At 52.1% G+C, this 15,794-nt stretch carries 13 protein-coding genes and 1 other RNA gene; 5 read left to right on the top strand and 9 right to left on the bottom strand.

What is annotated here, in order from left to right; genetic code table 11:
- The first annotated feature begins 204 nt into the window (after nucleotides 1-204).
- Complete coding sequence (gene pykF, locus DMB82_RS09335) at nucleotides 205-1,617, top strand: pyruvate kinase PykF (protein WP_102116340.1); 1,413 nt, start codon at nucleotides 205-207, stop codon at nucleotides 1,615-1,617.
- Between the two features lie 313 nt (nucleotides 1,618-1,930).
- The gene (locus tag DMB82_RS09330; RefSeq protein WP_005970385.1) at nucleotides 1,931-2,167 is read left to right on the top strand and encodes a major outer membrane lipoprotein; all 237 of its coding nucleotides are present in this window, start codon (nucleotides 1,931-1,933) and stop codon (nucleotides 2,165-2,167) included.
- A 178-nt stretch (nucleotides 2,168-2,345) separates the two neighbouring features.
- Here the strand turns inward: DMB82_RS09330 and DMB82_RS09325 are convergent, their stop codons facing one another.
- The 7 genes from DMB82_RS09325 to sufA all read right to left on the bottom strand — a co-directional run bounded on the left by DMB82_RS09325 (nucleotide 2,346) and on the right by sufA (nucleotide 9,565).
- Complete coding sequence (locus tag DMB82_RS09325) at nucleotides 2,346-3,368, bottom strand: L,D-transpeptidase family protein (protein ID WP_116155601.1); 1,023 nt, start codon at nucleotides 3,366-3,368, stop codon at nucleotides 2,346-2,348.
- 474 nt (nucleotides 3,369-3,842) lie between these two features.
- Nucleotides 3,843-4,259 (bottom strand): cysteine desulfuration protein SufE, encoded by a 417-nt coding sequence (sufE, locus tag DMB82_RS09320; RefSeq protein WP_102116338.1) that lies wholly within the window; start codon nucleotides 4,257-4,259, stop codon nucleotides 3,843-3,845.
- Nucleotides 4,260-4,292: 33 nt separating this feature from the next.
- A complete protein-coding gene (sufS, locus tag DMB82_RS09315; protein ID WP_116163397.1) occupies nucleotides 4,293-5,516 on the bottom strand; it encodes a cysteine desulfurase SufS in 1,224 nt (407 codons plus the stop codon).
- Nucleotides 5,516-6,862 carry a Fe-S cluster assembly protein SufD gene (sufD, locus tag DMB82_RS09310; RefSeq protein WP_116163399.1) on the bottom strand — a complete coding sequence of 449 codons (1,347 nt, stop codon included), beginning with the start codon at nucleotides 6,860-6,862 and terminating at the stop codon, nucleotides 5,516-5,518. The genes sufS and sufD overlap by 1 nt, the downstream gene beginning before the upstream one ends.
- Complete coding sequence (gene sufC / locus DMB82_RS09305) at nucleotides 6,837-7,583, bottom strand: Fe-S cluster assembly ATPase SufC (RefSeq protein WP_116163401.1); 747 nt, start codon at nucleotides 7,581-7,583, stop codon at nucleotides 6,837-6,839. Before sufC ends, sufD begins: the two co-directional genes overlap by 26 nt.
- Before the next feature lie 97 nt (nucleotides 7,584-7,680).
- Nucleotides 7,681-9,180 (bottom strand): Fe-S cluster assembly protein SufB, encoded by a 1,500-nt coding sequence (gene sufB / locus DMB82_RS09300; protein WP_116163403.1) that lies wholly within the window; start codon nucleotides 9,178-9,180, stop codon nucleotides 7,681-7,683.
- A gap of 13 nt (nucleotides 9,181-9,193) precedes the next feature.
- The gene (gene sufA, locus DMB82_RS09295; RefSeq protein WP_102116333.1) at nucleotides 9,194-9,565 is read right to left on the bottom strand and encodes a Fe-S cluster assembly scaffold SufA; all 372 of its coding nucleotides are present in this window, start codon (nucleotides 9,563-9,565) and stop codon (nucleotides 9,194-9,196) included.
- Nucleotides 9,566-9,991: 426 nt separating this feature from the next.
- On the opposite strand from sufA, the gene DMB82_RS09290 reads away from it, so the two are divergent.
- A complete protein-coding gene (locus DMB82_RS09290; RefSeq protein WP_102116332.1) occupies nucleotides 9,992-10,393 on the top strand; it encodes a hypothetical protein in 402 nt (133 codons plus the stop codon).
- A gap of 72 nt (nucleotides 10,394-10,465) precedes the next feature.
- Here the strand turns inward: DMB82_RS09290 and menI are convergent, their stop codons facing one another.
- Complete coding sequence (gene menI / locus DMB82_RS09285) at nucleotides 10,466-10,882, bottom strand: 1,4-dihydroxy-2-naphthoyl-CoA hydrolase (protein WP_116155604.1); 417 nt, start codon at nucleotides 10,880-10,882, stop codon at nucleotides 10,466-10,468.
- Entirely contained in the window at nucleotides 10,882-13,935 is a 3,054-nt protein-coding gene (gene ydiJ, locus DMB82_RS09280; protein WP_116155605.1) for a D-2-hydroxyglutarate dehydrogenase YdiJ, read from the bottom strand. Before ydiJ ends, menI begins: the two co-directional genes overlap by 1 nt.
- 285 nt (nucleotides 13,936-14,220) lie before the next feature.
- On the opposite strand from ydiJ, the gene ydiK reads away from it, so the two are divergent.
- A complete protein-coding gene (ydiK, locus tag DMB82_RS09275; RefSeq protein WP_102116329.1) occupies nucleotides 14,221-15,330 on the top strand; it encodes an AI-2E family transporter YdiK in 1,110 nt (369 codons plus the stop codon).
- A 325-nt stretch (nucleotides 15,331-15,655) separates the two neighbouring features.
- Nucleotides 15,656-15,767: antisense sRNA RprA (gene rprA, locus DMB82_RS09270), an RNA gene on the top strand.
- Nucleotides 15,768-15,794: the final 27 nt, after the last annotated feature.

The raw sequence follows: 15,794 nt of genomic DNA, 5'->3' as shown, positions 1-15,794 counted from the left end.
TAACATTATTATCAACGGCATCGCCAACGCGAACCCCGCTAATCCCATGCGGCGAGCGGCTACGCACCTCATCCCCCATTTGTTACGACCTTCTATATTTACCTCTTTTACACTGTTTCCTCATACATTCTTTCCAGCGGCTTGTCTCACACTGCCACTGGTTCACTCGTTTTTTTATCCATCACAACTTGTAGAAACTATCGTATGAAAAAGACAAAAATTGTTTGTACCATCGGGCCGAAAACAGAGTCAGAAGAAATGCTTGGCAACCTGCTGTCTGCCGGCATGAATGTTATGCGCCTGAACTTCTCTCACGGGGATTACGCAGAACACGGTCAACGCATCAAGAACCTGCGTGCCGTTATGGAAAAAACCGGCCAGCAAGCGGCTATCCTCCTTGACACCAAAGGCCCGGAAATCCGCACTATGAAGCTGGAAAACGGCGCTGACGTAACGCTGACCGCAGGTCAAACGTTCACGTTCACCACCGATCAAAGCATCGTGGGTAACAAAGATCGCGTCGCCGTAACCTACGCAGGATTTACCGAAGACCTCAGCGTCGGTAACACTGTTCTGGTCGATGACGGCTTGATCGGCATGCAGGTTACAGCGATCAGCGGTAACGACGTCGTTTGTAAAGTGCTGAACAATGGCGATCTGGGCGAGAATAAAGGTGTCAACCTGCCAGGCGTTTCCATCCAGTTACCTGCTCTGGCTGAAAAAGACAAACGCGACCTGATTTTCGGTTGCGAACAAGGCGTCGATTTCGTTGCCGCATCTTTTATCCGTAAACGTTCTGACGTTGAAGAGATTCGCGCTCACCTGAAAGCACACGGTGGCGAGCACATCCAGATCATCTCCAAGATCGAAAACCAGGAAGGTCTGAACAATTTCGACGAAATCCTGGAAGCGTCCGACGGTATCATGGTTGCTCGTGGCGATCTGGGCGTTGAAATCCCGGTTGAAGAAGTGATCTTCGCGCAGAAGATGATGATTGAAAAATGTAACCTGGCACGCAAAGTGGTTATCACCGCTACGCAAATGCTGGATTCCATGATCAAAAACCCACGCCCTACCCGCGCTGAAGCTGGCGACGTGGCAAACGCCATCATCGATGGCACCGATGCCGTTATGCTGTCTGGCGAAAGTGCGAAAGGTAAATACCCGCTGGAATCCGTTACCATCATGGCGACGATCTGTCAGCGTACCGATTCCGTGATGAAAAGCCGTCTGGATACCATCAAGACTCCTCCGGTTCTGCGTATCACTGAAGCCGTCTGCCGTGGTGCGGTAGAAACGGCAGAGAAACTGGATGCGCCACTGATTGTGGTTGCGACCAGCGGCGGTAAGTCTGCCAAATCTATCCGTAAATACTTCCCGAATGCCCGCATTCTGGCGCTGACGACTAACGACGTCACTGCGCGTCAGCTCCTGCTGAGCAAAGGCATTGATACGCTGCTGGTGAAGGAAATTGCCTCTACTGATGATTTCTACCGCATCGGTAAAGAAGCCGCACTGAACGGCGGTCATGCGCAAGCTGGCGATGTTGTGGTTATGGTCTCTGGCGCACTGGTTTCCAGCGGCACAACCAACACCGCTTCCGTACACCGTCTCTGATCCCCACTCTCAGATCGGTAAAAAGCGCCTTGATGGCGCTTTTTTTATATTCTGAAACGACTTTCTACAGTGCGATAACCTAATTAATGCGTCTGTGTAACATGTCATTTAATAGCCTAAAGCCTCAGAGTTATCCGATAAAAATAGCACTGTTTTCCTTACTTTTTTAATGAATAGGTAAAACTCGCTGTTTCTTTGAGCGAACGATCAAAATTAAGCATGTTCTCATCAAAAATTTATTCTCATTAGAAAAAAGTTTGTGTAATACTTGTCACGCTACATGGAGATTAACTCAATCTAGAGGGTATTAATAATGAATCGTACTAAACTGGTACTGGGCGCGGTAATTCTGGGTTCTACTCTGCTTGCTGGTTGTTCAAGCAATGCTAAAATTGATCAGCTGTCTTCTGACGTTCAGACTCTGAACGCTAAAGTTGACCAACTGAGCAACGACGTGAACGCAATCCGCTCTGACGTACAAGCTGCTAAAGATGACGCAGCTCGTGCTAACCAGCGTCTGGACAACCAAGTTCGTACTTACAAAAAGTAATCGAGCTGGTTAAGTAGTGAAAATGGCGCACATTGTGCGCCATTTTTTTGCCTGTGTTTTCCCTTTCCAGCGCTCTCTTTCAATCCCTTTTTCGCTTTGTCAGGTATCTTCATCCTTCTGTCCTATCCCTGGGCCAGCACAGATGCGCCTAAACGCATCTGGCCGATTTATTTCAGTATTACCGAGCTGTGGTACTGATCGCCGTGATCGGCGCAACCTGATGCGTCTTAGGCGCTTCTGGAGCCGACTCTACCGGTGACTGGTAGGTATTGATGTCTTGCCCTACGCTCACCACAATTGGCATGCCTGAACGACGCACAATTGCATCAGCAACCGCTTTACTGTCCGTCTCCGCATCCTTAACAAACTTCTGCGCCTTCGCCGTCAGCGGAATCGGCATGGTTTGTGGATCGTCCTTATCAGTTTTCGACAGAGGCTGATGTACTTCAACGTAGCGTTTACCGTCGGGTTCAACGGAAGTTTTAATCGCATCGTTAACAATCTGCACTCGCGTACCGACTGGCACATTGTCGAATAACGCCTTGATGTCATCTGGGCGCAGGCGGATACAGCCGGAACTTACGCGCATACCGATGCCGAAATCCGCGTTCGTACCGTGCAGCAGATAAACGCCGCCGTGTGCTGACAGACGCAGCGCGTGTAACCCCATCGGGTTATCTGGACCCGCTGGAACGACTGCGGGCAGTTTAATGCCCTGCTCTTCAAGATAATGCTTACGGATGTTCGCCGTTGGCGTCCAGGTCGGATTTTCACGCTTTTCCCTTACGCTGGTCGTCATCAGTGGCGTATTACGCCCCAGTTGACCGATGCCGATTGGGTAAACGATGACGGTATTCTTCCCTTTCGGGTAGTAGTAGAGCCGCAGCTCCGCCAGATTGACCACAATACCTTCACGTGGGGTATCCGGCAGCAGCATTTGCGTGGGGATCGTGATCGTGGAACCCGCAGTCGGCAGGTAAGGATCCACACCAGGATTCGCTTCCATCATGCCCAACAGACCAATCTTGAAATCCGCCGCGATAGCTTCCAGCGGACGACCATCATTGGGGACCGTATAAGCGATGTTTTCGCCAATAAGTCGGCTATTGGGTGGCGGTAGCGGGTATTCCGTCGCTTTAGCAGCGGTGCTGGTCAGATATGCCGCGAAGGCCATACCAAGTAAAGTTAACGCGCGTTTCATATTAGGTTCCCTACATCACAGCTAATATATTAATTATCAACAACATCCGGTTCTGTACCCAGAATGCGGTATCTGGCTGGCTATACCCTGTTTACCCCCGACATACTTCAAGTTGCCAGTGCGTTCGCCCTGCTGCAACCTGAATTTTTCAGGGGATATCTGGTGTCAATGCGGCTATTTTGCCCCTTTCCACCGAGCGTGGGTATATATTAGCATTGTTGTAACAAAAGAATATTTTATTTAAAAATCAAAGCATTGATATTCAATTCTTTACAAAACAGAGTCAGCATAAATTTTAATGGAAAATAAATATACGGGACGAATTCTGAAATATCAGCGAGTTAATAAATCAACCAAAAACAATAACGTGCCGTTGGTAAAAATCAGTAAGTGAAAAAACAAAAAAGCGCTGGACGTTTTTTTCCGTCACAGCGCTTTTTTATACTTCAGGAAAGCAGAAAATAGGGAAGAAAATTAAAGCAGTGCGGCAGCATGCGCACGAATCGCGCGCAGCATCGCCTCAAGCCCTTGAGAGCGGGATGGCGTCAGGTGTTGATTCAACGCCAGCGATTCGAAGAATGGCCGCACATCCAACTCAACAATCTCCTGCGCTGTCAGCCCCTGATAGAGGCTGAACACCACCGCAATCAGCCCCTTCACAATCGCGGCATCGCTGTCGCCGTGCAGGGTGAGCACGCCCTGTTCATCGGGCTGTGTCACAATCCAAACCTGACTTTGGCACCCTGAAATCAGGTTGTCTGGATTACGCCATTCGTCAGGCAGAGGAGCAAGACGCTCCCCTAACTCGATGACATAAAGATATTTTTCTTCCCAGTCATTACAGCGCGCAAAGTTGCGCGCCAGTTTCTGCGGTTCTGGCAGACTCGCCATGTTTTCCTCCCCGAACAGGTCCGCGCGCGGCGCTTAACTGCCCAGCAATCGATGGATACGTTGCAATCCGGCAACCAGCCGGTCAATTTCTTCGCGTGTAGTATAAACGGCCAGCGAGGCGCGGCACATACTGGGAACACCATAGTGTTCCATCAGCGGCATCGCGCAATGGTGGCCGGTGCGAATCGCAATGCCGTACCGATCGAGGAAACTTCCGACATCATAGGCATGATGCTGCCCAAGATTAAACGCGATAACGCCGTGGCGTTCAGTGGGCCCGTACAGCGTCAGATCGGGCACCTGAGTGAGCGCTTCCAGCGCATACTGCATCAGCGAGGATTCATAACGTTGAATGTTTTCACGCCCCAGCGCCGTCACGTAGTCCAGCGCAGCACCTAAGCCTATGATACCGCCCGTGTTGGGCGATCCCGCTTCAAAGCGCCACGGTGAATCGGCATAGGTGGTGCCCGTACGCAGGCTCACCTGACGAATCATCGCCCCGCCGCCTTCCCACGGCGGCATGGCCTGAAGCAGGTCACGTTTGCCATACAGCACGCCAATACCCGAAGGGCCGTAGATCTTATGTCCTGAAAAGACAAAGAAATCGCAGTCCAGATCCTGCACATCGACAGGCTGATGCATAATCGACTGCGCGCCATCGATCAACACGACCGCGCCCGCCGCTTTTGCCTGCGCGATCATGGCCTTCACTGGGTTCAGCGTACCCAACACATTAGAGATCTGCGTCACCGCCAGCAGACGAGTACGTTCGTCCAGCAAGCTGGGAAGCTGCGCAACATCCAGTGAACCATCTTCGGCCAGCGGCAATACGCGAACTTCAACACCACGCGCTTCCGCAAGCATTTGCCAGGGAACGATATTCGCGTGGTGTTCCATCTCAGTGATGATCAGGTTGTCGCCCGGCTGGATAAAGGTGCGGCCATAGCTGTTAGCCACCAGATTGATGGCCTCCGTTGTCCCGCGAACAAAGACAATTTCTTCTGCTGAGGCGGCATTGATAAAGGATGCCACCTTTTCGCGCACCGCTTCCATCGTGCTGGTCGCCTGTGCGCTCAGCGTGTGAATACCGCGATGCACCGCAGCATATTCATGGCGATAGAATTCGGCTTCGCGATCGATTACCGCGTGCGGTTTTTGCGCACTCGCGGCGCTATCAAGATAGGCTAACGGCTGGCCGTTAACCTCACTTGCCAGCAACGGGAAATCGGCGCGAACCCGTTCAATAGGATAACTCATCATACCGCCTTGCTGGCATTCGCCAGCGCGTTGGGCAAACGCTGCGCGATACGTTCCAGAACCACATCTCGCAGAGACTCGTTTTCAATCGCTTCTGTGACTTCCGCCGCAAAGGCGAAGATGATCATCTGTTGCGCATCCTGCTGCGTAATACCGCGGGAACGCAGATAGAACAGCTGTTCTTCGTCCATACGGCCAATGGTGGCGCCGTGACTGCATTTCACGTCGTCTGCGTAGATTTCCAACTGCGGTTTGGTATCGACCTCTGCCAATCGACCCAGCAGCAGGTTGTTGTTAGTCATCTGCCCGTCAGTTTTCAGCGCATGCGGTGCAACTTTGATCATGCCGTTAAACACCGCTCTGGCGCGATCGTTGACGATAACCTTATGCAACTGGCGGCTTTCGCCATAGCCCTGATTATGCTCCAGATACGTTCGCGTATCGCACACTTCGCTGCCAACCGGCAGGATCAGGCTGTTCATAGACAGATTGGTGCCTTCGCCATTCAACTGGGCGCTGGTGTTATGACGCGTCAAACCCGCCCCCAGCAAGAAACTGTGGCTACGAACCCGAGCATCACGCGCCAGAACCAGATCGTTGTGGGCGAAGTGGTAGCCCGCCGCCGCTTCAAACGCCAGCTTATAATGGCTAACTTGGCTATTTTCTGCCGCATTCACCGTCAGGCGTGCGCCAGTAAAGTGCGCATGCTCATCCAGACTGACGTAGTGCTCGATAATTTCCGCACTCGCACCACGTTCAACGTTCAAATGATGACGATGGTGAACCGTGTTCAACGCGGCTTCCTGACAGCTGCTGATGTGCAACAGGTAAAGCGGTTTTTCCGCCTGCTGTCCGGCAGCCAGACGAATCAGCGTACTGGTGCTAGCCAGACTTTCGGTCAGGTGCAGGAACACCTCGGACTGGATGGCCGCAGGCAGCGCGCCACGTGCACGCGACGCCTGTACGTCAACCTGATAAGGGCCCCAGGCGCTGTCGCTGAGTTCGGCATGAAATACACCATCGACAAACACCAGACGCCAGCTATCCACGGCTAATGCCACGGCATCTACCGCTGCACGATCGAGAGACAGTGCCTGCGGTGCGACAAATTCGTTGCTCAGCAAGCCATCCAGCGGCGTGTATTTCCAGTGCTCATGCTTACGGTGCGGTAAGCCAAGGCGCACCACGTCCTGCCAGTGCTGGTTCGCCTCTTCAGAACGGCGCGACGCATCACGCTCAAACAGGCCCTGCCATTGTTGCAGCGCCTGCTCTTGCTTCTGGGCGATGCTGGTTTTACCCGTCGCGTTATCGCTCGTCACCTTATTGCTCGTCGGTAAGCCAGCCATAGCCTTGCTCCTCCAACTGTTTCACCAGCGAAAAATCACCGGATTTCACAATGCGCCCTTGATACAGAACGTGGACATGGTCCGGTTTGATGTAATCAAGAATACGCTGGTAGTGCGTGACGATGATGAACGAACGTTTGCCGTCGCGCAGGGAGTTGACGCCGTTAGAGACGATTTTCAGTGCATCGATGTCCAGACCGGAGTCGGTTTCATCCAGAATGCACAGATCCGGCTCCAGCGCCGCCATCTGCAAAATATCGTTACGCTTCTTCTCGCCGCCGGAGAAGCCTACGTTGACCGAACGGGTCAGCAAATCTTCTGGCATATTCAACAGCGCGATCTTCTCTTCAATGAAGTCGGCGAAGTCAAAGCGATCCAGCGGTTCCTGCTCGCGGTATTTACGCACCGCGTTAACGGAGGTTTGCAGGAAGAACTGGTTGCTGACGCCGGGGATTTCGACAGGGTACTGAAACGCCATAAAGACGCCTTCGCCCGCGCGATCTTCTGGAGACAATTCCAGCAGATCCTTCCCTTTGAAGCTGACCGAACCGTCGGTCACTTCATATTCTTCACGTCCAGCCAGCGTTGCGGAGAGCGTACTCTTTCCTGAGCCATTCGGGCCCATAATCGCGTGGACTTCACCCGGCTTAATGGTGAGATTAAGCCCTTTGATGATCGCTTTACCTTCTACGCTGACTTTTAAATTTTCGATGCTTAACATGCTTATTCCTTCCAACGCCCAATGTGGCGAGCGCTTAATGAATTCCGGGACCGATGATTCTCATTATTCGTCTGTGAAAATCCCGGTAACCGCCGAATTAACCGACGCTGTGTTCCAGGCTAATCGCCAGTAACTTTTGTGCTTCTACCGCAAATTCCAACGGCAATTCAGAGAAGACGTCCTTACAGAATCCGTTCACGATCATCGAGATGGCGTCATCTTCGCTGATACCGCGTTGCAGACAGTAGAACAGTTGGTCTTCACCAATTTTTGAGGTCGTCGCTTCGTGCTCCAACTGCGCGGTATTGTTGCGCACTTCCACGTAGGGGAAGGTGTGCGCGCCGCACTCGCTGCCGATCAGCATAGAGTCACACTGGGTGAAGTTACGGGCGTTGGTCGCGCTCGGCATGATCTTCACCAGACCGCGGTAGGTGTTCTCACTGCGTCCGGCGGAAATCCCTTTGGAGATGATGGTCGAACGGGTGTTTTTACCGATGTGAATCATCTTGGTGCCGGTATCGGCCTGCTGACGACCATTGGTCAACGCGACAGAGAAGAATTCGCCGACGGAGTAGTCACCGCGCAGAATAACGCTCGGGTATTTCCAGGTGATCGCTGAGCCGGTTTCTGACTGCGTCCATGACATTTTTGAATGCTCACCAGCACACAGCGCGCGCTTGGTCACGAAGTTCAGAATTCCGCCTTCTGCGTCATCTTTACCGGAGAACCAGTTCTGCACCGTGGAGTATTTCACTTCGGCATTCTTGTTGATGATGACTTCCACCACGGCGGCGTGCAGCTGGTAGGTGTCACGAACCGGCGCGGAGCAGCCTTCGATGTAGCTGACGTAACTGTCGTCATCGGCGATCAGGATCGTACGCTCGAACTGACCGGTTTTCGCCGCGTTGATGCGGAAATACGTCGACAGTTCCATCGGGCAGCGCACGCCTTTCGGGATGTACACAAACGTGCCGTCAGAGGCAACTGCCGAGTTCAGCGCCGCAAAAAAGTTGTCGTTCGCCGGTACGACCGTACCGAGATACTGACGCACCAGTTCGGGATGATCCTGAATCGCCTCGCTGAATGAGCAGAAGATAATGCCTTTTTCAGCCAGCTCATGCCGATACGTGGTCGCAACAGATACGGAGTCAAAAATCGCATCAACCGCAACTTTCTTGCCTTCACGGACAGGAACACCCAGCTGATTAAACGCATTCTCTACTTCGCTGGTCAGGTAATTATTCACGTCCGTAATCCCGGATTGCTGCTTGGCGCCGGGCTCAGAGCCGCAGCTGTCATCGCAGTTACCGCAGGAAGGCGCGGAATAATAGCTATAGTCCTGATAGTCCAGTTTCTCGTAATGGGCTTTCAGCCAATGCGGTTCTTCCATCTCCAGCCATGCGTTGAAGGCATTGAGACGGAATTCCAGCATCCACTCAGGTTCATTACGCTTCGCCGAGATCGCCCGTACGACATCTTCGTTGATGCCATGCGCCAGCTCATCGGTTTCCAACTGCGTGAAGAAACCTTCTTTATAGCGTCCATCACCCATCCAGATCTGGACATCATCAGGTACATCTACCGTGCTACGTGCCATAATTTTTCATCACTTAAATGCCAAAGCTTTCGCCACATCCACAAGCATGCTGCGCTCTGGGATTATTAAACTTGAATATCTGATTCAGCCCTTCACGGACGAAATCAAGTTCTGTGCCGTCAATGAAAGGCATCGCTTTCAGTGGGACATACAGTTTTGCGCCGTCACGTTCGAAGACCAGATCGTCGGTCTCGAACGCCTTTACCAGATCCAGCACATAGCCAAACCCTGCACACCCTGATTGTTTAACGCTGAGCCGCAGTCCTTGCACAGTTTCATCCTGCGTCATCAGATTCTTAATCTGCTTCACGGCGCTGTCGGTCAGCGTCAGTCCTTGCCAGACATTTTCATCCAGTGAAAACGTCCCTACATTTTCCGCTTGCATATGGAATACCTCATTGCGTGTGGTACCAGTTTTAGGCTGGTTTCCCCTAATGTTAGTGATAATGAAACTAGCTTCAACCTCTTGTTTCGCAGGGCTATTCGTAACATTTCGGTTTTTAGCGAGCCAATAGCGCTATTTTACACGTCTCTGGCGCACCAAACAACGCGGCAACAATTCAATTAAGTAATTGATAAAAAAAGAATTATCGTCACCACTCACGCCCCATATGGTCAAATAAAAATTATCATCTCGTTATCATTATTATAACATTTATCGGTGATACCTATTTGTAAAAGAGGGAAGGTATATGAAGATTTATGTGATTTCCGATCGGACTTTTGACGTTAAAGCACATTTTGCCCATTGATCATGGCCTTTTTTATCAATATGATAATGATTATCATTTCATATTCAGGATCGATAACCATGCTTTCCGTGAATGCCTGGCTGCACCACCAAATTGACGAATATAAATTTCAGATTCGCGATGCCACCGTTGATTTCTATATGGCGGAAGCTCGCCTTAACCGTCCAGGAAGCAATATTGACCATTTACGTCGCTATCATAACGCCTGCATGGACATGGTTGAACTCTGTCTGAGAAATGGCGATGACGACAGCTATCTGCATGCGCTGGTCAAACTGCACAATCGGTTGATTAAAGAGATTAATAATGAAGGGCGTTGCCACCTCTTTCGAGTGCAAAGCTACTACTTTGCCCGTAACACGCTGAAGTCGATTTGCCATCAGTTAAGCATGCAAGGCTCATGGGATAAAGCCACTGAATTTCAGACAGACTTCGTTAAGCGCGTGCCGTTTCTCCCCTGAAGAGCAATATTTTCTCAGAACAACCGAACCAGACCCGCCAGCAGTCTGGTTCAGTGCTTCATGTTTACAGTTTTACGGCGTAATGACCGACGTCGTCAGACGTGAAATGCAGCACAGGCGATTCTGATTATCAAAAATCTCAATCTGCCACACCTGGCTACGGCGGCCAACGTGAAGCGCTCGGCATACGCCACGCACTTCCCCTTCGCGCACAGCTCGCAGATGGTTGGCATTGATTTCAAGCCCCACCACCTGCTGATCGCCCTCAGAACACAGATAGCCCGCGACAGAGCCCAGCGATTCCGCCAGCACAACGGAGGCACCGCCGTGCAATAAGCCAAATGGCTGGCGCGTGCGTGCATCCACCGGCATCACCGCTTCCAGATAATCTTCCGCGATATGGGTATAGCGGATACCGATATGACCCACCATACACGTTTGGCTCGGTTCGTTAAGCTGCTCAAGCGTAACCTGTCGTTTCCATAGCATCAGATAATCTCCAGCAAGGCCTGTAGCGGATGGCGCAGTGCGCTGCCTTCCATGCGTTTCACCTGGCTGCGGCACGAATAGCCGGTGGTCAGGCAGCGTTTCTGCGGTAACTTCTGCAATACCTGCTGCCAGGACAGCGCATAGATTCCCTGCGAGTTAGCGAGGTTCTTAGTTTCATGCCCGTAGGTTCCCGCCATGCCGCAACATCCGACGCTGACATTCTCCAGTTTGGCACCAAAGCGCGAGAAAATGTCGGACCACTGTTTCGTGCTGATCGGCAGCGCCGTGGTTTCCGTACAGTGCCCCAGCAGATACCAGGATTCGCCAGTGGCAGGCTGCGGCGTGCTGTCTGCCAAAGCCGCCACCAACCATTCATGCACCAGTTGCACCTGAAAATCGCCACGTTTCTCACCCAGAATTTCACGGTATTCGTCGCGATAGCACAGCACCAGCGCGGGATCGACACCCACCATCGGCATCCCCAGTTTGGCTACGCGGTTCAGGAAATCTGCCGTCTTCGAGGCCGTTTTGGCAAAACGCTGCAAGAAGCCTTTAATGTGCTGCGCTTTTCCGTTCGGCGAGAACGGCAACAACACCGGTTTTAACTTCAGTTTTTCGATCAGGTGGACGAAATCAGCCACCACCTGCGCATCGTAATAGCTGGTAAACGGATCCTGCACGATTAACACGTACTGCTGGCGCGCCGCTTCCGGCAACTGTTCCAGCTGTTCAAGCGTGGTGTTGACGCCGCTATGCCCGGCAAACTGCTGGCGCAGCGACGGCGATGACAACAGCGGTAAATCGACCATACCAATCTGGCTGCGGCTCAGGTTATTCAGCAGCGGCATTTTCAGGAAGAAGTTAAACGTCTTCGGGCTGCGCGCCATCAGCGGCGCATAGCTTTCGACACCGGCGACCAGATAGTCACGCACCGGACGCAGGTAGCGCGTGTGATAAAGTTGCAGGAAGCGAGAGCGGAAACCGGGCACGTCAATCTTGATAGGACACTGCGTTGAGCACGCTTTACACGCCAGACAGCCCGACATTGCGTCTTTGACTTCGTGCGAGAAATCGTAATCGCCTTGCTTCGCCTGCCAGGTATTGCGGGTCTTCTGGATAAAGGCGCGCAGGCTCAGTTTCTGCTGCGGCAGCGCTTTCTCCAGCGCTACAGGATCGACGCCCTGCTCCGCCAGCAGGCGTAACCATTCACGCACCAGCGTCGCACGGCCTTTCGGGGAATGAATACGGTTGCCGCTGATTTTCATCGACGGGCACATTGGGCTACGGGCATCAAAGTTAAAGCACAGACCATTACCGTTACATTCCATTGCACCACGGAACGCCGTACGCACCGTCAGCGGGATCGTGCGATCAAACGTGCCGCGCTTGACCGCATCGACTTTCATCATCGGCGCATCCACGTCCAGCGGCGCACAAATCTTCCCGGGATTAAGTCGGTTATCAGGGTCGAATGCGGCCTTGATACGGCGCAGTTCGGCATACAGCTCCGGCCCAAAGAATTCAGGGCTGTATTCGGCGCGGAAGCCCTTCCCGTGCTCTCCCCACAGCAGACCGCCATATTTGGCGGTCAGCGCAACAATCTGGTCGGAAAGCTGTTTCATCAGCATTTCCTGTTGCGGGTCGCACATATCCAGCGCCGGACGAACGTGCAGCACCCCAGCGTCGACGTGGCCGAACATGCCATACGTCAGATTATGGCTGTCTAACAGCGCACGGAATTCTTCTATGTAATCGGCCAGATGCTGTGGTGGCACGCAGGTATCTTCCGCAAACGGAATCGGCTTCGCCTGCCCTTTGCTGTTGCCCAGCAGCCCGACGGCTTTTTTTCGCATCGCGTAAATACGTTCGATGCCAGCCAGATCGTTACAGGTTTGGTAACCAATCACCCCGCCTTCTCCGCTTGCCAGCAGCGTATCCAGCCCTTGACAGAGTGAGTCGACCTGCCCGTTAATCAGTGCTTCATCATCCCCCGCGAATTCAACGATATTCAGGCCGAGCATTTCCTGATTAGGCACATCGGTAATCAGTTCGCTAACGGAATGCCAGACGATATCTTCGCGGGCAAGGTTTAAGACTTTAGAATCCACGGTTTCAACAGATAACGCCTTCGCTTCCACCATGAACGGCGCATTGCGCAACGCGGAGTTGAAGGAGTCGTATTTGATATTGACCAGACGACGGATCTTAGGCAGCGGCGTGATATCGAGCTTCGCTTCGGTGATAAACGCCAGCGTCCCTTCCGCCCCAGTCAGAATACGCGTCAGGTCAAAGGTACGGAGATCGTCGCTGAACACATGACGCAGGTCATAACCCGTCAGAAAACGATTCAGCTTAGGGAACTTATCGATAATCAACGCGCGCTGTTCCCGACAGCGGTGCAGCACCGTGTGATAAATGCGGCCGATGGCGGAATCTTCTAACGCCAGCTTCTCTGCCAGCTCTACCGGCATCGCCTGCGTATCCAGCATTTCGCCGCCCAGCAAGACCGCACGCAGCCCCAGCACATGGTCTGAGGTTTTACCGTACACCAGCGAACCTTGCCCTGAGGCATCGGTATTGATCATGCCGCCCAGCGTCGCCCGGTTACTGGTCGACAGTTCAGGTGCGAAGAAATAGCCATAAGGCTTCAAGTACTGATTAAGCTGATCTTTAATCACGCCAGCTTCGACGCGCACCCAGCCTTTCTCAGGGTTGATCTCCAGAATACGGTTCATATAACGCGACATATCGACCACGATGCCGCGATTCAGCGCCTGCCCGTTCGTTCCTGTCCCGCCACCGCGTGGCGTAAAGGTCAGCCCTGAAAAACGCGTATCACCCGCCAGCCGCGAGAGGATCGCCACATCGGCGGTTGAGCGGGGGAAAACCACCGCATCCGGCAAAAGTTGGTAGATACTGTTATCCGTTGCCATCGTCAGACGATCGGCATAATTGGTCGCCGTATCACCTGTGAATCCATTTTTCTTCAATGCTTCCAGAAAATTAAGCACCGGCTGGACCAGCCCGGGGGATTGCGTGATCTGTGGGATCATTATTTTTTGACCCTGTCCGTACATGATGAGTTTGCCAATATGTCGTGATATGCCTGTGAAGAGCCCGATATAGCCGCGCTGTCACTGGGAACATCACGTTTTATCACATTTCGCAATCGTGTGCGCTCTCGGATCGGCAAAAACATACAGCGTGTTGGCTAATGGCCGTTTGACCAACAAAATGTTCAACACGCTGTCAAAACACCCAGAAATATCTCATGATGATTCGTGATTAACCAAAGCGACCTCGCCTAAGCCCTTTCTTTGCTATTGAGGAACCATTCATTGAGCAAATATTCCCAGCCACCACGACTTGATCTGGCCAGAATCCTGTTCAGTCTGGTGTTTATTACCATCATGATCATTGCCTGTTTTTGGGTGGTACAGCCTTTTATCCTAGGATTCGCCTGGGCATGTATGGTGGTCATTGCCACCTGGCCGATGCTGATTAGATTTCAGGCGCTATTATGGGGGAGACGTTCTCTCGCCGTGCTCGTGATGACGCTGCTACTTATCCTGTTATTTATTGTCCCGATTGCCGTTCTTGTCAGTAGCGTGGTGGATAACAGCTCGGTGCTAATGAGTTGGGGAGCCAGACAGGAAAACTTTTCGCCGCCGACACTGGAGTGGTTGACATCCATTCCTTTAGTGGGAGAGAAATTATTCAACAGTTGGCAGGCGCTGTTGCAAAGCGGCGGCAGCGGTCTATTCGCCAAGGTGCAACCCTATTTTGGTAAAACCGCGACCTGGCTGGTGGAACAGGCGGCGCATGTCGGGCGCTTTCTGATGCACTGCTCCCTGATGCTGATCTTCAGCGCACTGCTCTATTACAAGGGGGAAGCCGTTGCGAAGGCTGTGCGACACTTCGCCATTCGGCTGGGGCAAGAGCGCGGCGATGCCGCCGTGATTCTGGCAGCACAGTCAATTCGCGCCGTCGCCCTGGGCGTGGTGGTAACAGCCATCGTGCAGTCGGTGTTAGGCGGAATCGGTCTGGGGCTGTCTGGGATTCCTTACACTACGCTATTAACCGTGCTGATGTTTCTGTGTTGCCTGGCGCAATTAGGGCCGCTTCCAGTATTGATTCCTGCGATTATCTGGCTGTATTGGACGGGCGATACCACCTGGGGCACTATCCTGCTGGTCTGGAGCTGCGTCGTTGGCACCATCGATAACGTTATCCGCCCAGTATTAATCAGAATGGGTGCCGATCTTCCTATGTTGCTGATTCTTTCCGGCGTGATTGGCGGCTTACTGGCGTTTGGCATGATAGGGATATTTATTGGCCCGGTCGTCCTCGCCGTTTCCTATCGTCTACTGTTTGCCTGGATGCGTGAAATCCCCGAACCGCAACACATCCTTTCCGTTAATACGTCTAACACGCCAGATAAAGAGTAAGACCGACAGTCACCGGTTTCGCTTCCCGTGGGCGGTACGCCGCCCACGCATTCCCTCTCTCGGCATCGCTTCTTCGGTACTATTTTTTTCGTGCACGGTTTTGACACTATTTTTCGGCGCTATCATCCCCTTTTTTCAATAAGTAAAAATAGCTAATGATTAACCCTTTATTCCTAGGGATTAGTCCTAAAAATTTTGATATCATTTCTCTAATTCATCAATATTATTGACAGTGCAAAAACACCCAGAGGCTAATCCTTAAAAAATAATTAACCATTAGGATGATTCTTAATGACTGAGTAGGGCATAATCCATAGGATAAATACCGGAGCTAGTATTAACCTACTGTTTGTCAATGAGGTTTCCTCCTCGTCAGAGTGAGTAACGAATTGCTGTGTGTAGTCTTTGCCCATCCCCTGAGATGGGCCTTTTTTTTCCTTTCATTTGCCTTCCATTCAATTACG

Source organism: Pectobacterium aquaticum (genome assembly GCF_003382565.3).
Classification (GTDB): Bacteria; Pseudomonadota; Gammaproteobacteria; order Enterobacterales; family Enterobacteriaceae; genus Pectobacterium; species Pectobacterium aquaticum.
The sequence above is the reverse complement of the archived record's forward strand: the minus strand, read 5'-3'. Positions and strand labels throughout refer to the sequence as shown.